Genomic DNA, 18,389 nt, shown 5'->3' on the forward strand with positions numbered 1-18,389 from the left:
TTCTCCGGACAAGCGCACGGCGCAAACGCCATGCTGGGGGCGGCTGTAGCGTGCTATGGGATGCCACGGCAACAATACTGGTCGTGTCTGCCACTCTGGCTGACGAATCGCGGTGTGGGTGGTGCCCGACCCACCGCCCGCATTGCTCACGGTGCCGCCGGAGGCCAGATCAGCGGCGTAAAGCGCCGCGCCAGATCGCGGGCGGCACTCACGGTCAAATGGTGGCTGTCGAACAGGATCGGCCGATTACCGGTGGTCAGGCGGCACGTGGTGGGCGAGCAGAAAACATCGCTTGGCCAGAGGACGACTACGCCCGATCGCCCAAGCCACTGTACATACCGGATCGTGGATGCCTGCCGGGTGCGATAGTCCTGAACGCGGATCTCGCGAGTGCCGGTCAGGAGCAGGTAATGGGGCAGATCCTCGCCCACTTCGGCTGGTGTCGGACCAAGCAGGAAGACCGTTTTCCCGCTCCGCTGCAGCGCCCGGATGCTCTCCAGCATACCACGCCGATAGTGCGGGTCGTCGAGGTTCCATGCGAAAAAGCTCGCAAGAATGACGGTATGGATGCGCGTGCTGGCTCTCAGATAGTCCAGGACCAGCGCGTTATGACCGACGCACGCCGGACGTTCGGGCACGATGAACCCCGTGGCGGGCGGGCAGCCCGAATATGTCAGCGACCGCAGTGGATGGGCCGGGCTGCCGAGCGCGTAGGCCAGTTCGATGCCATGGCTGTCACCCCATAGGGCCGTATGCTCGGTCTTGCCGCCAAAGACGCACGCTTTCTCCGGCGGGGCCAGGCCATCGAGAGGATGGCACCGGTCACGCTCGGGACTGGAGTCCAGCCGACCCGCATCGTACGCCAGCACTTCGGGCGAAAACCGCCGCCCGACGAGACCGTCGGTACTCAGCGCAAACGCCCCGCCGACCGTCAGCAGGATGGCCCCACTCGCGGCGGCAAACCCGAACACGTGCTTGCGGGCGAACCGCAACCTATTGCGGAACGGTGTCTCGATGAACTTCCAGGAAAGGTAGCCCATCACCAGGGAAACGATGACCAGACCCACCGCATGATCAAGGGCCGTCCCGGGCAGCGGCAATCGCCGCGCAAAGACAATCAGCGGCCAGTGCCAGAGATACAACGAATAGGAGATCAACCCGACAAACGCGAAAGGACGAAAGGCAAGCACCTGGCCCGCCCGCGTTCCGGGCGCGTAGGACACGATCAGTGCTGCGCCCCCAACCGGCAGCATCGCCGCCACGCCCGGAAAGCCGGTCTGCGGATCGAACAGGACGATCGCGGTGACGATCAGGACGATCCCGCACGCCGCAGCGATTTCCCGGATGAACGCCGAACGAACCTTGGGAACGGCCCCAAGCGCGATCAGCGATCCAGCCAGCAGTTCCCAGGCGCGCGTCGGGATCAGGTAGAAGGTCGCCATCGGTTTGACCGGGGTCAGGACAATACAGGCCGCGAGCGACACCACTGCCAGCAGGGCAACCAGCAACCGGCGTTGCGCGGGGAAATACCGGATGATGACCGCAAGAATGATCGGGAAACCGATATAAAATTGCTCTTCGACCCCGAGCGACCAGGTGTGCAGCAACGGCTTGTCATAGGCATTGATGTCGAAATAGCCCGACTGCCGCCAGAACACGATGTTGGACGCAAAAAGCAGCGTTCCCAGCACGCTCAATGCGAATGCATGCATTTCGGTGGGCAACACGAAATAATAGGCAGCGGCGATGCAGGCCGTAAGCATACCGATGAGCGCCGGGAAAATCCGACGGATCCGGCGTTCGTAAAAGTCCCCGTAGCTGAACCGTCCCTCCGTCACGTCACGGTCGATGATCCGGGTAATCAGAAAGCCTGATATGACGAAGAAGATGTCGACCCCGACGTAACCGCCGCCAAAACCCGGGATACCGGCGTGAAAGAAGGTAATCGGCAAGACTGCCAGGGCTCGCAGGCCGTCAATGTCCGCACGGTGTCCCGTCGACGTCGCATCGTGTTGCATTGGTGATCCCGAGCATATGCCTTGACCAAAGCTTTACACGACGCTCGATCGGCACGTCTTGATGACGATGCGGATACCACCCGTCGACAAGTTCATGACGGCGTTCGGGCAGAACACAACCTTTTTCGAAGCGGTACTTTGGTTCGAGGTCAAACGACCAAGCTATTGGGAAGCACATCTCTCCAACGTCGGGCGTCGCACACGCGCGTGATGCCGTCGCCGCAAGGCGTTACTGGCGTGTTCAACTGGCAGGATGTGAAATCTCTGGTCGGGGCGACAGGATTCGAACCTGCGACCCCCACACCCCCAGTGTGATGCGCTACCAGGCTGCGCTACGCCCCGACCGAGGCAGGCGCGTTAGGCCGAGAATGCGACGGATGCAAGTCACTTGAATTGACCAAGCGGTAATAAGCGGTTCGCAAGCGCCTGAACCCCGCGTGCGTCGCCATTTTTCAGCGGCGCGATCAGCAGAACGGCGCGGCGCTGAAGGATCCGGTCGAGCGCGGTCGGAGTCGCCGCGCGCGCCGCGGTTTCCGCCAGCGATGCGCCGACCGGGTCCTTGGGGTCGATCGCAAGCCGCAACAACGCTGCCAGCCCCGGGAACAGCGCGCGTTGCCCGCCGAGCGCAACTGCACGGTCGAGTGCGTCGAGCCCCGACGCCTTGCGCGCACCGAGCGCGCCACGCGCGACCAGCCCACCGAGCGATTTGACCGCACTCAGATGCCACGCACCGAGCGCTGCCTGTGCCTCCGCATCGCGCGGGTTGCGCGCGGTGATCGCCTCGAACTGCGCCTTTGCTTGCAGCGCGTCGGCACGACTGTTGGTCAGCTTCGCCCGGTAGCTCGTCGCCAGCGCGCGCGTCAGTTGCGCCTCGACGTCGCCGGGGGAGCGCAACAGCGTGGCCGCGGCATTCGCCTCGACATTGGCGATCTGCCGCAACGCGCTGGGGCGATCCGATGCGCCGAACGCGGTCTGGGTCAGCGTCTCGCGACTGCTTTCGGCCGCTACCGCAGGTGCGGCGCCACACCATAAGGCGACCGCCCCCGCGGTTGCGAGCCCCGTCCCGAACCGAACCATCATGCGTTTTGCCACAGGGTTTGCCGACCGTTGTTAACCATCCGACTGAGCCAACGGCTCAATCGCCGATCAGGGTCCGCGAGAAGCTGCCGTCCCAGGTCTTCACGCTCATCTCGACAATGCCGAGATCGCGCAAAGCGCGCCCGAAGGCTTTCTGGTGGTCGGCCTGTCCGTGCGCGGCGAGCGCGTCTTCCGATACCCAGCGCTCGGCGATGCGGATCATGTCCGGGTCGGCGACGTCGAACGAAAAGGCGTAGAATTCGCAACCGTCTTCCTGTTCGACGCGCGCGACATGTGCGGCCAGCAAGTCCTTGATGCGGGCGGCATCGCCCGGTGCGGTCTTGATGTGCCCGAGGACGAGGATCGTCATGTTCGCGTCTCCTGAAGTCATGATCCGTTGCACCGGCGCGCGTGAGATGATAGCGCGCGCTGCTTGTAGCGGGGCGTCTTCGTCCCGCAATCCCGCATGTCCCTTGCCCGCACGACGGTTGCGTGCAGGCGGGTCCGCTTTACCAAGGTAGCCCATGTTCGCCACCCCAGCTTCTGCCCAGACCACAGGCGCCGCCACCGGTGCTGGCCCCGACGGATTTCTGTCGCTGCTCGTCAACTTCGGCCCGCTGCTGCTGGTCTTCGTCGCCTTCTACTTCATGATCCTGCGCCCGCAGCAATTGCGCGCACGCAATCAGGCTGCGGCGATCAACGCGGTCAAGAAGGGTGATTCGGTCGTGACCGCAGGCGGCATCGTCGGCAAGGTGACCAAGGTCGAGGACCGCTTCGTCGAAGTCGAGATTGCGCCCACGACGCGCATCCGCGTCGTCAAGGCAACCCTCGCCGAAGTGACGCCGCTCGGCTCCAAGCCCGCGAACGACTGATCCGATGCTCGATTTCCCCCGCTGGAAGGTCATATCGATCTTCGCTTTCCTCGCCGCGCTGATGGCGCTGGCGATCCCGAGTTTTCTGCCCGAGTCGGTCACCGACCGCTGGGGCGCGTTCCCGCATCCGCGGGTTAACAAGGGGCTCGATCTGGCGGGGGGCAGCTATCTGCTGCTCGAGGCGGACACCAACGAGCTGGTCAAAAACCGGCTCGAGGCGATGCGCGAGCAGATCGTCACGCAAATGGCGCTCAACCCGGTGATCCCGATTGGCGACATCGCGACCGACAACGGCAAGCTGAGCTTCATGTTGCGGAACGTGACGCAGCTTGATGCAGCGCGCGAGCGGCTCAACAAGCTGACCGGCGGGGTCGGCCTGACCGGCCAGCGCGACTGGGACCTTCAGGTGGTCGATTCGTCGCGGATCGTGATGACCCCGACCGAGGCGGGCATCAACGCGTCGATCAAGGAAGCGATGTCGACCGCGCGGGACGTGGTCAGCACCCGCATCGACAAGCTCGGCACCAAGGAGCCGACGATCGTCGGCCAGGGCACCAGCCGCATCGTCGTGCAGGTTCCCGGCCTCAAGGATCCGCGCGCGCTGCGCGAGTTGATCGGCAAGACCGCCAAGCTCGAATTCAAGATGGTCGCGGACCAGCCCTATGTCCCCGGCGGGATTATCCCGGCGGGCACGCAGGCGCTCCCCTATCCCGAGGGTGGCCCCGGCGCGAAGATCCTCGTCAAGCGTCAGGCGATCATCACCGGCGACCAGCTGCTGACCGCGAAACAGTCGTTCAAGCAGGAAGACAACGCCCCGATCGTCGACTTCAGCTTCAACGCCGAGGGCGGGCGCAAGTTCGCCGCAATCACCCAGGCGAACACCGGCAAGCGGTTCGCGGTGATCGTCGACGACGCGGTCATCTCGGCACCCCGGATCAACACCGCGATCCTCGGCGGGGCGGGCTACATCGAAGGCTCGTTCACGGTCGAATCCGCGAACAACCTCGCGATCGCGCTCAGCTCGGGTAAATTGCCGATCTCGCTCAAGATCGTCGAGGAACGCACCGTCGGCCCCGATCTCGGGCAGGAATCGATCAACGCCGGCGTCCGCGCCTCGGCGATCGCGGTGATCCTGGTGATCGTGTTCATGATCGTCACCTACGGCCGCTTCGGTTTCTATGCCGACTATGCCGTCATCATCAACGTCGTCGTCATCATGGGCGTGCTCGCTTTGCTCAACGGGACGCTGACGCTGCCGGGGATCGCGGGCTTCGTGCTGACGATCGGTACCGCGGTCGACGCGAACGTGCTGATCAACGAACGCATTCGCGAGGAACGTCGCCGTGGCCGCAGCGTGATCCAGTCGGTCGAGCTCGGCTATAAGGAAGCGAGCCGGACGATCTTCGAGGCGAATGCGACGCACGCGATCTCGGGCCTCATCATGCTGATGCTCGGCTCGGGTCCGGTGAAGGGTTTCGCGGTCGTGCTGCTGATCGGCATCGCCACCTCGGTGTTCACCGCCGTTACCTTCACGCGGATGCTCGTGGTGTTGTGGATTCGCCGCAACCGCCCGACCGACATCAACATTTGATCGGCCAGACACCATGCGCCTGCTGAAAATCGTTCCGGACAACACCAACCTCCCCTTCGTTTCCCTGCGCAAATGGGCGTTCGGGTTGACGATCCTGCTGTCGGTCGCCGCGCTTGCGCTGGTGTTCACACGCGGGCTCAACCTCGGCGTCGATTTCGTCGGCGGGCTGATGATCGAGGAGAAGTTCGCTTCGCCGCCGTCGCTCGACAAGCTGCGGACGACCATCGACAATCTGGAGCTGGGCGAAGCGCGGCTCCAGTCGGTCGGCAACGACAATACCATCTCGATCAAGCTACCCCCGCCCGAGAGCACCGACGAAGGTGCTGCCAACCGCATCGTCCAGCAGGTCCAGGTCGCGATCTCGCGCGACTTCCCCGATGCGCGCTTCTCGCGGCAGGATTCGGTCAGCGGCAAGGTCTCGGGTGAGCTGATCTGGAAGGGCATTCTCGCGGTCGTTCTCGCAGTCGTCGGGATCGGGCTGTTCGCGATCTTCCGGTTCGAATGGCAGTTCGGCGTCTCGACCGTCGTGGCGATCGTCCACGACGTGCTGATGACGCTCGGCTTCTTCGCGCTGAGCGGGTTCGAGTTCGACCTCAACATCGTCGCCGCGGTGCTGACGATCATCGGCTATTCGATCAACGACAAGATCGTCATCGATGACCGCATCCGCGAGAATATGCGCCGCTATCGCAAGATGGATATGTCCGCGATCGTCGATCTGTCGGTCAACGAGACGTTGCCGCGCACGGTGATGACCTCGGTCACGATCCTGCTCGCCTTGTTCGCGCTGCTGATCTTCGGTGGCCCGGTGCTGCGCGGGTTTACCGCGGCAATGATCCTCGGCATCTTCGTCGGCACCTATTCGTCGATCTACGTGTCGTCGTCGCTGCTGATTTCGCTCGGGCTGCGCCCCGACCCGAGCCAGGCGGAGCCCGTCGCCGTGACGGGCACCCCGAAGGCGCGCTGATGCAGATCGACCGCGCCAGCGGATCGGGTCCGGCGATCACCGGTTTCTCCCCCAACGGCTTCAAGGTCGAGGCGGGGGATTTCCGGGGAGTGTACCGCGCGCTGACGATCGCCCCTGAAGCCGTGGCCGAGTGGGATGCGCCTGCGTTCGAGACGCTGTCGCCTGAGTCGCTCGGCGACCTGATCGCGCTTGATCCGGCACCGGAGTTCCTGCTGCTCGGGACGGGCGCAACGATGCGGCGTCCTGCCCCTGCGTTCGTCCGCGCGCTCGAGGCGAAGGGCATCGGGGTGGAGGCGATGGACAGCCGTGCGGCGGCGCGTGCCTGGGCCGTGCTGCGCGGTGAGGGCCGCTGGGTCGTGGGCGCGCTCTACCCGCTTTGATCGGCTGACGCGCGGCGCTTCTGTATCTCACGATGTATGCTCGCGCTGACCATGGCGCTTCCCCGGCGAAGGCCGGGGCCCAGCAGAGGGCGGGCTGATCGGGCGTCGCGCGCTCGACCTTGCGCGCCGCGACTGGGCCCCGGCATTCGCCGGGGAAGCGCTATTCTGGGAATACGTCCCGCCCCTGCCCTGCGTTCTCTGGCGCCGTCGAGGCATAGGACGGGCGTGCGGTGGCCCGTGCCGGGCTCGTGCTACACGGAGGGGGTCGCGGGGTGGTCGGCGCGCTCTATCCGCTTTGACCGGCTGACTCGCCGCGCTAATGTTCCCCAAGATATGTGCTTGCGATGACAATGGCGCTTCCCCGGCAATGGCCGGGAAAGCGCCGTGGTGGAAACGTCGCGCCAAGAGGTCGGGATCCTATGATGAAATCGCTTGCCGCCATCCTGCTGGCCTCCGCAATGCCCGTCGGGGGGTTAGCACAGACCCCCGCCCCCGCACCGACGGCCGAGGCCACACCGAAATACACCAACCCCGATGCCTGGCTGTGCCGTCCGGGTCGCACCGACGCATGCGCCGCCAACCAGGACGCGACGATCATCCGGGCCGACGGGACGCAATCGATCGAGCGATTCTCGCGCGACGACACACCCAAGTTCGACTGTTTCTACGTCTATCCGACGGTGTCGCTCGATGCGTCGCCCAACAGCGACATGACCGCGGGCCCCGAAGAGATCACCGTCGCGACGCATCAGGCGGGGCGCTTCGCCAAGCATTGCCGCGTGTTCGCGCCGCTCTACCGCCAGGTCACGCTGCTCGCACTGCGCGACGCGATGCTGGGGCAGCCGATGAAGGGAGATCGTGCGCGCGCCTTCGCCGATGTAAAGGCGGCGTGGGAAGAATATCTCGCCTATGACAATCACGGGCGCGGCGTCGTGCTGATCGGGCACAGCCAGGGGTCGGGGATCCTCAAGGAGCTGGTCGCGAAAGCGATCGAAGGGACGCCGGTCCAACGACAGATCATCTCCGTCATCATTCCCGGCACCAACGTTGCGGTCCCCGCGGGCAAGGACGTCGGCGGCGATTTCAAGTCGACGCCTTTGTGCCATAGCGACAAGGATAGCGGTTGCGTGGTCAGCTACGTCAGCTTCCGCGCCGATGCGCCGCCGCCCGCCAACAGCCGCTTCGGGATCGCGGCACAACCCGGCATGACCGTCGCCTGTGTCGACCCCGCCGCGCTCGACGGTGTGGTCAAGCCTGCCGACGCCTATCTCGGCGCGCGCGGTGCGGGGATCGCCAGCGCCTCGCAAGGGGCGTGGAGCCAGGACGGCGCCGTGGTGACGACCGGCTTCGTCAAGGTACCTGGGTTGCTCAGCACGCGCTGCGTCACGTCCGGCACCGCGTCCTATCTGGCGGTGACGACCAATGCCAACCCGGCGGACAAGCGCACCGATCATATCGTCGGCGATGTAATGTATGGCGGCAAGGCGCTACCCGACTGGGGGCTCCATCTGCTCGACCTGCCGGTCGTCATGGGCGATCTGGTCGAGCTGACCGACGATCAGGCAAAGGCCTGGCTTGCGAAGAACCCGCCCGCCGCCGCGGGCTGATAGGCGCTCGGTCGGGGAGGTCCCGGTTGCCCGGGACCGCTCCCTTACCCTTCCAGCTGGCGCAGCAGCGTGCGCACCGAGCTGTCGATTTCATGATCCTTGTCGCGCAGATCCTCGATCCGGCGGACCGCATGGATCACGGTCGAATGGTCGCGCCCGCCGAACTTGCGCCCGATCTCGGGAAGCGACCGCGTGGTGAGACGCTTGGCCAGATACATGGCGATCTGCCGCGGACGCGCGACGACGACGGCGCGACGCGCCGATACCAGATCGATCGGCTTGATCTCGAAATGCGCCGAGACCGCCTTCTGGATCTCGTCGATCGTGACCCGGCGCTCGGCCCCGCGGAGCACGTCGCCGAGCGTCGCGATCGCGAAGTCGAGATCGATCTCGACGTTGCTGAGCTGCGCATAAGCGACGACGCGGTTGAGCGCGCCTTCGAGGTCACGGATGTTGCCAGTAATCCGCGATGCGAGCAAATCGAGCACCGCCACCGGAACCTGCGCATTCGGCATGTCGGCCAGCTTGCGGTCGAGCACGCGGCGACGCAGCGCCAGGTCGGGTGCCTTGATGTCGGCCACCAGGCCACACGACAGCCGCGAGGTGATCCGCTGTTCCACGCCGTCGAGCCCCTGCGGGCAGCGATCCGCCGAGATGACGAGCCGCTTACCCGCGCCCATCACTTCGTTCATCGTGTGGAAGAACTCTTCCTGCGTCGCGTCCTTGCCCGCGATGAACTGAAGATCGTCGATCAGCAGCAGGTCGGCGGCGCGCAGCCGTGTCTTGAACGCATGCGTCTCGCGGGTGCGGAGCGCCTGGACGAATTCGTACATGAACCGCTCGGCCGACATCAGCAGGACGCGCGCACCGGGGACCGCCATGAGATAGGCGGCACCGATCGCGTGCATCAGGTGGGTCTTGCCCTGCCCCGTGCCGCTGTGGAGGAACAGCGGACTGAACCGCGGTGCCCCCGGCTGCGTCAACGCGACCGCCGCGTTGTAGGCGACGAGGTTCGACGGATCGACCACGAACCGGTCGAAGGTGAACCGCGGATCGAGCGACGGGCGCTCGATCGTCGGCACCGGTTCCGCCGGCTGAATGTTGGCCGGTGCCGGCAACGTGTCGATCGTCACGACCTGCGCTGACCGCGCGACGGTTTCGACCGAAACGCTGCGCACCGCCGGGATCAGCACGCGGAATTCGTGCAACAATCGGTCGGCGTAATGATTCCGTACCCAATTTGTCATGAATGCCGACGGCAACCCCAGACGCACTGCGTCCAGGTCGCTCCCGGGAATCAAGACGATCGGCTTAAGCCACTGATCGAACAACCGTACGCCCGATGATTCGCGAAGATTAGCACGGACCGTGGCCCATGCCTGCGCAACCATGTCGTCCTGCGTTTCGGCGGCGCTATGGTTGTTCGCGATCGCTACCCCCTGCCCCAAAAATGCCACGACAAAACCCTTCCCCGGCCCCCCAGCCAAGCTGGCGGAGCCTTGATATACAACGGACAAAAACCCCCACAGCCGGAATCAAGTCCGCCTGAACGCGCCATTCGAAATGAGTCGCGAGACGATCGTCTGCGCGGTGGAGGGCCAGTTATGAAGAACCGGCCGAGTCTATCAATCCCTGCCCCGGTCAGATTTCTGAAATAATCGGGATTGACTCGGATTCAGCCAAGGATTCGCGTCAAAAATCGCACAATCTGTTGAAATCGTTGGATTTTCAATCGTTACACTTCCGTGAAGGTTATGCGAATCGCAGTAAAACCACGCTTTCCAGAAACGGGACAAAAACTGTTCTTGCGATGTTCTTCCCGCGGTGAAAATCCATCTTTCGAACGATGTACACGGCACGACAAAAAGCCCGCCGGACGATGTCCGGCGGGCGAATTGATCGTTAGAGAACGCGCGTTCAGGCGAGCGCGGTGAGGCGCTTCGTCAGTCGTGCGAACTTGCGCGAGGCAGTGTTCTTGTGGAGCACACCCTTGGCGACGCCACGCATCAACTCGGGCTGAACCTGCAGCATGGCTGCAGTTGCCGCGACCTTGTCCCCGGACTCGAGCGCAGCCTCAGCCTTCTTGACGAAGGTGCGGATGCGGCCGACGCGGTTGCCGTTCACCAGTGCCCGTGCAGCGTTGCGACGGATACGCTTTTTCGCCTGTGGCGTGTTCGCCATGAAGCCCTCTGACTTTAGAAATAAGAAAGGGCGGGAGAAGTCTCCCGGCCCCGGAAGCCGCTGCCCTTACCGACAAGCACGGGGTCGGTCAAGAACACATGCCATAATTAGCGTTGGCAGGTCGGGCACCAGAAGGTCGATCGCCCCCCTTCGGCATAGCGCTGGACCAGCCCACCACAGGCGCACGGCTGCCCTTCCCGCCCATAGACCGCGAACTGCTTGGAAAAATATCCGAGCTCGCCGTCTGGCTTGGCATAATCGCGCAGGGTCGACCCACCCGCCTCGATCGCGGCGAGCAACACACTGCGAATCGCCGGCACGAGTCGATCGAGTTTCGCACGCGACACCTTCCCCGCCGCGCGCTTGGGCGAGATGCCGGCAAGGAACAGCGCTTCGCAGACATAGATGTTGCCCAGCCCCGCGACGATCCGCTGGTCGAGCAGCATCAGCTTGATCGACGCGATCCGGTCCTTGAGCATCCGGTGGAGATAGGCAGCGGTAAGGTCCGGCCCAAGCGGTTCGGGACCAAGCGTCAGGAAAGCGGGGAAGGCCGCGAGCGACCCGGTCTCGACAAGATCCACTGAACCGAACCGCCGCGCGTCGTTGAGCGCCAGCCGGTGCGTCGCGGTCTCCAGGATCAGATGGTCGTGCGGCAGGACCTCGGCGGGATCGACTCGCCACCGCCCCGACATGCCGAGGTGGAAGATCATCGTGTCGCCGCGGGTCGTATCGATCAGCCCGTATTTCGCGCGCCGCCCGAGCGCGGTCACCTTCGCGCCGGTGAGTCGCTGCCCGAGGTCCTCCGGGAACGGCCGTCGCAGGTCGGGACGGCGGATCTGCACCGCGGTGATGCGCTGCCCTTCGAGCACGGGGCGCAGGCCCCGCACGGTGGTTTCGACTTCGGGCAATTCTGGCATCGCAATCAGCTAGGTTGCGTTTGCCCGCGCCACAAGCACTGGCTAGAGCGGGGGCCATGAACGATACAGTCTCCTTCGGCTACGAAGACATCCCCGCCTCCGAAAAGACCGCCCGCGTCGGCGGCGTCTTCTCCAGCGTCGCTGCACGCTATGACATCATGAACGACGCAATGTCGGGCGGCATGCACCGGCTGTGGAAGGACCGCTTCGTCCGCCGCCTCAAACCGCGCGAGGGCGAACAGATCCTCGACATGGCGGGCGGCACCGGCGACATCGCGTTCCGCATCGCCGAGTCCGGCGCGAGCGTGACGGTTGCGGACATCAACCCGCAGATGCTCGAAGTCGGGATGGAGCGCGCGGCCAAGCGCGGGATGGACGGCCTCGTCTGGACCGAGGCGAACGCCGAGACGCTCGCCTTCCCCGACCGATTCTTCGATGCGTACACGATCGCGTTCGGGATCCGGAACGTGACCGACATTCCCAAGGCACTCCGCGAGGCGCACCGCGTATTGCGTCGTGGCGGGCGATTCTTCTGCCTGGAGTTTTCGACCACCGTGTGGCCCGGGTTCGCTGACGTGTACGACGCCTATTCACATAAGGTCGTGCCCCAGCTCGGCAAGCTGCTCGCGCAGGATGCGGACAGCTATCGCTATCTGATCGAATCGATCCGGCGCTTTCCCGACATGCCGACCTTCGAGGGGATGATTCGCGACGCTGGGTTTATCCAGACCGGTGTGGAACCGATGCTGGGCGGGCTGGTCGCGATTCACCACGGCTGGAAGATTTGATGACCCCGACGCTTATAGCCCCTCCCCTTCAGGGGAGGGGTTGGGGTGGGGCCGTAGCGGGCGCAGCTGCCCAATTCGGCGCAACCACCCAGCTCAGCCCCACCCCCGACCCCTCCCCTGAAGGGGAGGGGAGAAACATATGACCGCGCCTGCTGTCCATCTCTGGCGCTTGCTCAAATGGGGCCGCATCCTCGCGCGCCACGGGGCGCTGCGCGGCATCGAGCGCGATCCTAACACTCCCGCCCCGGTGCGCCGCCTCGCCCGGATCGCGCGGTTCGGCGCGCGTGTGCCCAAGGTGCCGCGCTATGCCGATGCGCTCCAGGCGATCGGTCCCGCCGCGATCAAGCTCGGCCAGACGCTCGCCACTCGTCCCGACATGGTCGGCGATGCCGCCGCGCTCGATCTGATGCGGTTGCAGGATGCACTGCCCCCCGTCCCCTACGAGACGATCCACGCCGCCTTAACGCGCGCGTTCCAGCGCGATCCGGCCGAGCTCTTCCAGTCGATCGAGCCCGTCCCTGTGGGGGCAGCCTCGATCGCGCAGGTCCACCGCGCGGTGACGACCGACGGCCGCACCGTCGCGATCAAGGTGCTGCGCCCCGGGGTCGAGGAAGACTTCACCCGCGCGATCGACACGTACGAATGGGCCGCCGCGCAAGTCGAGGCGATGGGCGGCGAACTTTCGCGGCTACGCCCGCGCCTGACGATCGAGACATTCAAACGCTGGACCGCGCGCGAACTCGATCTGCGGCGCGAGGCGGCGTCCGCGTCCGAACTCGCCGATTCGATGCAGGCGGAGCCCGACTTCACCGTCCCCAAGATCGATTGGCAGCGCACCACCGGCAAGGTGCTGACGCTCGAGTGGATCAACGGGATCAAGCTGTCGAACCGCCCTGCGCTGATCGCGGCGGGCTATGACCTGCCGCAGCTTGCCGACACGCTGGTCCATGCGTTCCTGCGTCAGGCCATCGCGGAAGGGTTCTTCCATGCCGACATGCATCAGGGGAATCTCTTCGCGCTGCCCGGCAACAAGATCGCCGCAATCGACTTCGGGATCATGGGCCGGATCGACCGGCGCGCGCGGGTGTGGCTGGCAGAGATCCTCTACGGGCTGATCACGGGCAATTACAAACGCGTCGCCGAGATCCATTTCGAGGCAGGCTATGTCCCCTCGCACCACAATGTCGCCGAATTCGCGACCGCGCTCCGCGCGGTCGGCGAGCCGATGCGCGGGATGGCGGTCAAGGACATGTCGATCGGGATGATGCTCGACGGGCTGTTCAACATCACGCGCGACTTCGACATGCAGACGCAGCCGCATCTGTTGCTGCTGCAGAAGACGATGGTGATGGTCGAAGGCGTCGCGACCAGCCTCGACCCCGACATCAACCTTTGGGACGCAGCGGCACCGTTCGTGCGCGAATGGATTCGCACCGAACTGGGCCCGGAGGCCGCGGTCGCCGACCGGATCGTCACCGATCTGCGCACCTTCGCGCGCCTTCCCGACCTGATCCGCAATATCGAGCGTCGGTTTCCCGATCCGCCGGGTGCCCCGCCCGAGCCCCCGCTCCGCAAGATCGAGGTCGTGCGGTTCGGTGGCGGGTGGCGCTATGCGATCGTCGCGATCGTCAGCGCCGCCGCGAGCCTTGGCGCCGGATGGATGTTGTGGGGCTAGCCACCCCACCACCCGTTCCGACCGGCGCCCCGCTATGGCTCGCCATGCCGTCGCGCTTTGCCGGCCTCAGTCGGTCGCAAGCACGCTGGGCGCTCGGGCTGCTGGTGCTGCTGCTCGGCGCGACGTTGCTGGCGCTCGCGGTCCCCGCCCCGGCGGGCGCGCCCGAAGGTGGCACGGGCGAGGTACAGACCGACGTTGCGCTGTACGATTCGATCGTGTCGGGGATTCGCGGGGGCGGGGACTATTACGGCGTCGCCGCCAAGGAATTGCGGCGCGGCGGCTATCCGCTGCAGCCGTTCATCACCTTTCGTCTGCCCGCGCTGGCGGTCCTTCAGGCGCATTTGCCGCCGATGGCGACTCAAGCGGTCCTGTTTGCGCTGATCGCTGGGACGGCCGGTGCCTGGTTCGTACGCTTCAGGGCCGCGTTCGTCCGGAAGCCACCGCTGGTGTTTGCGATGCTGTTGCTGGCGGGCGGGATGGTCGTCTTCATCCAGCGCGGGCTGATCGGCTTCCATGAAATCTGGGCGGGTATGCTGATCGCTCTTTCGCTGGCGCTTCGCCGGGATGACCAGTGGACCACAGCCGTCGCGATCGGGCTGATCGCGATGCTGATCCGCGAGACCGCTCTGGTATATGTCGCGATCATGGGGATTCTCGCGTTAGCCGAAGGGCATCGGCGCGAGGCGCTCGGCTGGGGCGCTACGATCCTGGTGCTGGCAGTGGTGCTCGGCTTCCATGCGCATGCGGTCGCCGATGTCGTCCGTCCGACCGATCCCGTGTCACCGGGCTGGATGGGGCTGCTCGGCTTCGGCTTTTTCGTCAAGACGATGATGCTGTCGACCGCGCTCGCGGTCGTCCCTGCAGTCCTTGCGGCACTGCTGGTGGGGCTGGCGCTGTTCGGATGGGCGTGCTGGGCAGACCCGGTCGCTTTGCGCGCCCTGACAGTGTTCTGCGGCTATGCCGCGTTGCTCGGGCTGTTCGGACGTCCCGACACCTTCTACTGGGGATTGATGATCGCACCGCTGCTCCTCGTCGGTCTCGCCTTTGCGCCCGATGGCCTGCGCGATCTGGTGGCACGTGCGCGCGATCGGCGTCGCATCATCGTCACGCGGCTGGTGCGATGAAGATCCTGCTGATCATCGGCGGCGGGATCGCAGCGTATAAGGCAAGCGAGCTGATCCGCCTGTGCCGCAAGGCCGGGATTTCGGTCAAATGCGTGCTGACCGCAGGGGGCGCACATTTCGTGACCCCGATGACGCTCGCCGCTTTGTCCGAAAATCAGGTCCACACGAGCTTGTGGGACCTCAAGGACGAGGTCGAGATGGGGCATATCCAGCTCAGCCGCGAAGCCGATCTGGTGGTGGTGGCCCCCGCCACCGCGGACCTGATGGCCAAGATGGCGGCGGGTATCGCCGACGACCTCGCGACGACACTGTTGCTTGCGACCGACAAACGCGTGCTCGCCGCGCCTGCGATGAACGTGCGAATGTGGCAACACCCCGCCACGGTCCGCAACGTGGTGACGCTGCGCGGCGACGGCGTGACGGTGCTCGAGCCCGATGAGGGCGCGATGGCGTGTGGCGAGTTCGGCCCCGGCCGTCTGCCCGAACCTCCTGCGATCCTTGCAGCGATCCAGCAGATGCTCGGTGGCTGACGCACGGATGCTGCAGGGCAAGCATATCCTCGTGACTGCCGGGCCGACGCATGAACCGATCGACCCGGTGCGGTATCTCGCCAATCGGTCGTCGGGGAAGCAGGGGTTTGCGATTGCGGGGGCGCTGGCTGCGCTGGGCGCGCGAGTAACGCTGGTGGCCGGGCCGGTTACCCTGCCGACGCCCGCTGGCGTCGACCGGATCGATGTCGAGACCGCGTTGCAAATGGCTGCAGCGGTAGAGGCAACGCTGCCCGTGGATGCCGCGGTGATGGTTGCAGCGGTCGCCGACTGGCGAGTCGAGGGCGCGGCGCAGAAGATCAAGAAGGGCGCGGAAACCCCAGTCCTTCGGCTGGTCGAAAACCCCGACATCCTCGCAACGCTGGCGCGCAGCCCGCAGCGGCCAAGGCTGTTGATCGGCTTTGCGGCGGAAACCGAACAGGTGATCGCCCATGCGACCGCCAAACGTCAGCGCAAGAACGTCGACTGGATCGTCGCCAACGATGTGTCGGGGGATGTGATGGGGGGCAGCGCCAACACCGTCCATGTCATCACCGAGGCGGGCACGGAAAGCTGGGATCGAATGCCCAAGGATAAGGTGGCAGACCGGCTTGCGGCGCGGATCGCTACGGCATTGGCTGATTAGAAAGAAAACCGCCGCCGCACTCCCTTCGGAGGCGGCGGCGTGACGAAAGTCTTAGTGGCCGAGCTTCTGCTTGAGCTCGTCGATCATCTTGGAGGCATCGCCCTTGTTCATGTCGGCGCTGGGCGGATCCATCTTCGCTTCCTCGCACAGCGTCGTCAGATACGACTTCTGCGCCCCCGTCATGGGATCGCCGCCCGAGACCCAATCCGCCGGATCCTTCTCGGTATTCGAGTCGGGATGTTCTTCGAGCTTCGGGTTGGGGAGCGTCTCTTCGGCCATGAACTGTCTCGCTATGTTTCGTGTATGTTCCTAACCCGCAACCCGCTTCCCGGTTCCGCGATTGACCGCGTTGCGGCAGACTTTACTCGCGCAAAGACAGACCGGTCTTCGCGCCCGGCGCAAGCATCGTTAAGAGGGCGGCCATGACGACATCCCCGATCACGATTCAGTTCCTGTCCTTGCCGCACGGTGCGGGACTGCCCTTGCCCGCTTATGCCACCGACGGTGCCGCCGGCATGGACGTCGTTGCCGCCGAGGCGGTGACGCTGGCGCCGGGCGCGCGCGGCGCGGTCGCGACCGGCTTTGCGATCGCCATCCCGACCGGCTTCGAGGTGCAGGTGCGCCCGCGCTCGGGACTCGCGCTCAAGCATGGCGTGACGTGCCTCAATACGCCGGGCACGATCGATTCGGATTACCGCGGCGAGGTGAAGGTCATCCTGATCAACCACGGGCAGGAGCCGTTCGAGATCGCGCGCGGCGACCGGATTGCCCAACTCGTCCCCGCCCCGGTTCAGCGCGCGGTACTGGAAACGGTCGACCGGCTGGCGGATACCGTCCGTGGTATCGGGGGCTTTGGATCGACCGGACGATGATAGCTGCGTTTCTCCTGCAGGTTGCCGACGTGCCGGCATCACCGCCAAGCTTGCCCAACGACTGGTCGGCGTTGCCCACCCTGCCCTATGTCGCGCCGCGCCAGGCGACGCCGCAAGTCACGACGTTCGTCGCCGGTGAGATCGCCGCGGGACGGTGTGTCGCGCAACGTCCCGGCGACGGGCATTACGTCCTGCCGGTCGAGGTCGCCGCGCTGATCGGTGCGGACGGCAGCGTGCGCAAGGTCGTGCCGCGCGCGATCGCCTGCCCGACGATCGAGCAATATGCAGCGGGTCTCGTTACCGGGTTCGCACGTGGCAATATCGCGCAGTACAAGCCGACGACTGACACTTGGTATCGCACGACCATCGTGTTCGACTGGCGCGGATGAACACGCTCGGCGACGCCGAACTCGATCGCTACGCCCGCCACATCGTCCTGCGAGAAGTGGGCGGCGCGGGGCAGCTGCGCTTGAAACAGGCGAGCGTCGCGGTGGTCGGCGCAGGCGGAATTGGCAGCCCGGCAATCCAATATCTCGCCGCCGCCGGGGTCGGACGGCTGGTTATCATCGATGACGACACGGTCGACCTGTCGAACCTGCAACGTCAGACGCTGTTCGGCGATGCCGACGTCGGCGCGTCCAAGGTCGCGGCGGCGGAAACCGCTGCGCGCCGTATTACGCCGCATGTCTCGATCGAGACGCTGGCGGTGCGGCTCGATGCGGCCAACGCCGCGACGCTGCTCGCCGGGGTGGACGTGGTGCTGGACGGCACCGACAGCTTTTCCACCCGGCTTGCGGTTGCGGATGCGGCGCATGCGCTACGCATCCCGCTGGTGTCCTCGGCGGTCGGACAGTTCGAGGGGCAGCTCGGGGTGTTCCGGGGATGGGAGCCGGACAAGCCCTGCTATCGCTGCTTTGTTGGCGACGCGCACGATGCCGCCGGGGACACCTGTGCCGAACAGGGCGTGATCGGCGCGATGACCGGCGTGATGGGGAGCCTGGCGGCACTGGAGACCCTGCGCAGTATCGTCGGCTTTGGCGAGGACAGCGCAGGCAAGCTTTTGCTGGTCGATGCGCTTGCGTTTCGATTTCGCACGATCATACTTCCAAAAGACCCGGGATGTCCGTGCTGCGGTTAGCGTAACGCT

18 protein-coding genes, 1 tRNA gene and 1 pseudogene are annotated in these 18,389 nt (G+C 65.3%); 12 read left to right on the forward strand and 8 right to left on the reverse strand.

Going from position 1 to position 18,389, the window contains the following annotated elements:
* Nucleotides 1–146: 146 nt before the first annotated feature.
* The 4 genes from AC3WJR_RS11330 to AC3WJR_RS11345 form a co-directional block, all read right to left on the reverse strand.
* Nucleotides 147–2,018: an acyltransferase family protein gene (locus AC3WJR_RS11330; RefSeq protein ID WP_492725046.1), complete on the reverse strand. Its 1,872-nt coding sequence runs from the start codon at nt 2,016–2,018 to the stop codon at nt 147–149.
* Nucleotides 2,019–2,283: 265 nt separating this feature from the next.
* A tRNA-Pro gene (locus AC3WJR_RS11335) sits at nt 2,284–2,360 on the reverse strand.
* Between the two features lie 42 nt (nt 2,361–2,402).
* The gene (locus AC3WJR_RS11340) at nt 2,403–3,098 is read right to left on the reverse strand and encodes a hypothetical protein (RefSeq protein ID WP_354281939.1); all 696 of its coding nucleotides are present in this window, start codon (nt 3,096–3,098) and stop codon (nt 2,403–2,405) included.
* Between the two features lie 55 nt (nt 3,099–3,153).
* Entirely contained in the window at nt 3,154–3,465 is a 312-nt protein-coding gene (locus AC3WJR_RS11345) for a putative quinol monooxygenase (RefSeq protein WP_492725048.1), read from the reverse strand.
* A gap of 154 nt (nt 3,466–3,619) precedes the next feature.
* Between AC3WJR_RS11345 and yajC the strand changes: the two genes are divergently transcribed.
* From yajC to AC3WJR_RS11370, 5 genes are all read left to right on the forward strand, one after another.
* Nucleotides 3,620–3,967, forward strand: a complete 348-nt coding sequence (gene yajC / locus AC3WJR_RS11350; RefSeq protein ID WP_354281937.1) for a preprotein translocase subunit YajC — start codon at nt 3,620–3,622, stop codon at nt 3,965–3,967.
* A gap of 4 nt (nt 3,968–3,971) precedes the next feature.
* A complete protein-coding gene (secD, locus tag AC3WJR_RS11355) occupies nt 3,972–5,558 on the forward strand; it encodes a protein translocase subunit SecD (RefSeq protein WP_492725050.1) in 1,587 nt (528 codons plus the stop codon).
* A gap of 13 nt (nt 5,559–5,571) precedes the next feature.
* Nucleotides 5,572–6,525 carry a protein translocase subunit SecF gene (secF, locus tag AC3WJR_RS11360; protein ID WP_354281935.1) on the forward strand — a complete coding sequence of 318 codons (954 nt, stop codon included), beginning with the start codon at nt 5,572–5,574 and terminating at the stop codon, nt 6,523–6,525.
* On the forward strand, nt 6,525–6,905 hold the full coding sequence (locus tag AC3WJR_RS11365; RefSeq protein WP_354281934.1) for an Mth938-like domain-containing protein: 381 nt from the start codon (nt 6,525–6,527) through the stop codon (nt 6,903–6,905). Before secF ends, AC3WJR_RS11365 begins: the two co-directional genes overlap by 1 nt.
* Before the next feature lie 422 nt (nt 6,906–7,327).
* Nucleotides 7,328–8,512, forward strand: a complete 1,185-nt coding sequence (locus AC3WJR_RS11370; protein ID WP_492725053.1) for a DUF3089 domain-containing protein — start codon at nt 7,328–7,330, stop codon at nt 8,510–8,512.
* A gap of 44 nt (nt 8,513–8,556) precedes the next feature.
* Here AC3WJR_RS11370 and dnaA read toward each other — a convergent pair whose 3' ends face one another.
* The 3 genes from dnaA to mutM form a co-directional block, all read right to left on the reverse strand.
* On the reverse strand, nt 8,557–9,960 hold the full coding sequence (gene dnaA / locus AC3WJR_RS11375) for a chromosomal replication initiator protein DnaA (RefSeq protein ID WP_492726122.1): 1,404 nt from the start codon (nt 9,958–9,960) through the stop codon (nt 8,557–8,559).
* 469 nt (nt 9,961–10,429) lie between these two features.
* Nucleotides 10,430–10,693 carry a 30S ribosomal protein S20 gene (gene rpsT, locus AC3WJR_RS11380; RefSeq protein ID WP_354281932.1) on the reverse strand — a complete coding sequence of 88 codons (264 nt, stop codon included), beginning with the start codon at nt 10,691–10,693 and terminating at the stop codon, nt 10,430–10,432.
* 107 nt (nt 10,694–10,800) lie between these two features.
* The gene (mutM, locus tag AC3WJR_RS11385; RefSeq protein ID WP_492725056.1) at nt 10,801–11,610 is read right to left on the reverse strand and encodes a bifunctional DNA-formamidopyrimidine glycosylase/DNA-(apurinic or apyrimidinic site) lyase; all 810 of its coding nucleotides are present in this window, start codon (nt 11,608–11,610) and stop codon (nt 10,801–10,803) included.
* A 56-nt stretch (nt 11,611–11,666) separates the two neighbouring features.
* Here mutM and AC3WJR_RS11390 point away from each other — a divergent pair, with 56 nt between their 5' ends.
* From AC3WJR_RS11390 to coaBC, 4 genes and pseudogenes are all read left to right on the forward strand, one after another.
* Complete coding sequence (locus tag AC3WJR_RS11390; RefSeq protein ID WP_492725058.1) at nt 11,667–12,398, forward strand: class I SAM-dependent methyltransferase; 732 nt, start codon at nt 11,667–11,669, stop codon at nt 12,396–12,398.
* 139 nt (nt 12,399–12,537) lie between these two features.
* On the forward strand, nt 12,538–14,073 hold the full coding sequence (ubiB, locus tag AC3WJR_RS11395) for a 2-polyprenylphenol 6-hydroxylase (protein ID WP_354281929.1): 1,536 nt from the start codon (nt 12,538–12,540) through the stop codon (nt 14,071–14,073).
* A gap of 44 nt (nt 14,074–14,117) precedes the next feature.
* Nucleotides 14,118–15,197 (forward strand): hypothetical protein, encoded by a 1,080-nt coding sequence (locus tag AC3WJR_RS11400; RefSeq protein ID WP_492725062.1) that lies wholly within the window; start codon nt 14,118–14,120, stop codon nt 15,195–15,197.
* Nucleotides 15,194–16,370 (forward strand): annotated as a pseudogene (gene coaBC, locus AC3WJR_RS11405) (bifunctional phosphopantothenoylcysteine decarboxylase/phosphopantothenate--cysteine ligase CoaBC). The gene AC3WJR_RS11400 and the pseudogene coaBC overlap by 4 nt, the downstream one beginning before the upstream one ends.
* Nucleotides 16,371–16,421: 51 nt before the next feature.
* Here the strand turns inward: coaBC and AC3WJR_RS11410 are convergent.
* Nucleotides 16,422–16,649: a DUF3072 domain-containing protein gene (locus AC3WJR_RS11410; RefSeq protein ID WP_354281927.1), complete on the reverse strand. Its 228-nt coding sequence runs from the start codon at nt 16,647–16,649 to the stop codon at nt 16,422–16,424.
* Nucleotides 16,650–16,792: 143 nt separating this feature from the next.
* Here AC3WJR_RS11410 and dut point away from each other — a divergent pair, with 143 nt between their 5' ends.
* From dut to AC3WJR_RS11425, 3 genes are read left to right on the forward strand one after another with little or no spacing between them, the layout of a single operon-like run.
* Complete coding sequence (gene dut, locus AC3WJR_RS11415; protein ID WP_492725066.1) at nt 16,793–17,242, forward strand: dUTP diphosphatase; 450 nt, start codon at nt 16,793–16,795, stop codon at nt 17,240–17,242.
* Nucleotides 17,239–17,631, forward strand: a complete 393-nt coding sequence (locus tag AC3WJR_RS11420; RefSeq protein ID WP_354281925.1) for a hypothetical protein — start codon at nt 17,239–17,241, stop codon at nt 17,629–17,631. Before dut ends, AC3WJR_RS11420 begins: the two co-directional genes overlap by 4 nt.
* Nucleotides 17,628–18,380 carry a HesA/MoeB/ThiF family protein gene (locus AC3WJR_RS11425; protein ID WP_492725069.1) on the forward strand — a complete coding sequence of 251 codons (753 nt, stop codon included), beginning with the start codon at nt 17,628–17,630 and terminating at the stop codon, nt 18,378–18,380. Before AC3WJR_RS11420 ends, AC3WJR_RS11425 begins: the two co-directional genes overlap by 4 nt.
* Nucleotides 18,381–18,389: the final 9 nt, after the last annotated feature.

The organism is Sphingomonas sp. FW306-05-A (genome assembly GCF_058782275.1).

Coding starts and splice junctions, on each gene's coding strand:
- mutM (WP_492725056.1), bottom strand. CDS start 11,610: ATGCCAGAATTGCCCGAAGTCGAAACCACCGTGCGGGGCCTGCGCCCC.
- AC3WJR_RS11340 (WP_354281939.1), bottom strand. CDS start 3,098: ATGATGGTTCGGTTCGGGACGGGGCTCGCAACCGCGGGGGCGGTCGCC.
- AC3WJR_RS11365 (WP_354281934.1), top strand. CDS start 6,525: ATGCAGATCGACCGCGCCAGCGGATCGGGTCCGGCGATCACCGGTTTC.
- AC3WJR_RS11410 (WP_354281927.1), bottom strand. CDS start 16,649: ATGGCCGAAGAGACGCTCCCCAACCCGAAGCTCGAAGAACATCCCGAC.
- dut (WP_492725066.1), top strand. CDS start 16,793: ATGACGACATCCCCGATCACGATTCAGTTCCTGTCCTTGCCGCACGGT.
- AC3WJR_RS11420 (WP_354281925.1), top strand. CDS start 17,239: ATGATAGCTGCGTTTCTCCTGCAGGTTGCCGACGTGCCGGCATCACCG.
- AC3WJR_RS11330 (WP_492725046.1), bottom strand. CDS start 2,018: ATGCAACACGATGCGACGTCGACGGGACACCGTGCGGACATTGACGGC.
- AC3WJR_RS11345 (WP_492725048.1), bottom strand. CDS start 3,465: ATGACGATCCTCGTCCTCGGGCACATCAAGACCGCACCGGGCGATGCC.
- secF (WP_354281935.1), top strand. CDS start 5,572: ATGCGCCTGCTGAAAATCGTTCCGGACAACACCAACCTCCCCTTCGTT.
- AC3WJR_RS11400 (WP_492725062.1), top strand. CDS start 14,118: ATGCCGTCGCGCTTTGCCGGCCTCAGTCGGTCGCAAGCACGCTGGGCG.
- ubiB (WP_354281929.1), top strand. CDS start 12,538: ATGACCGCGCCTGCTGTCCATCTCTGGCGCTTGCTCAAATGGGGCCGC.
- AC3WJR_RS11370 (WP_492725053.1), top strand. CDS start 7,328: ATGAAATCGCTTGCCGCCATCCTGCTGGCCTCCGCAATGCCCGTCGGG.
- rpsT (WP_354281932.1), bottom strand. CDS start 10,693: ATGGCGAACACGCCACAGGCGAAAAAGCGTATCCGTCGCAACGCTGCA.
- secD (WP_492725050.1), top strand. CDS start 3,972: ATGCTCGATTTCCCCCGCTGGAAGGTCATATCGATCTTCGCTTTCCTC.
- AC3WJR_RS11390 (WP_492725058.1), top strand. CDS start 11,667: ATGAACGATACAGTCTCCTTCGGCTACGAAGACATCCCCGCCTCCGAA.
- yajC (WP_354281937.1), top strand. CDS start 3,620: ATGTTCGCCACCCCAGCTTCTGCCCAGACCACAGGCGCCGCCACCGGT.
- AC3WJR_RS11425 (WP_492725069.1), top strand. CDS start 17,628: ATGAACACGCTCGGCGACGCCGAACTCGATCGCTACGCCCGCCACATC.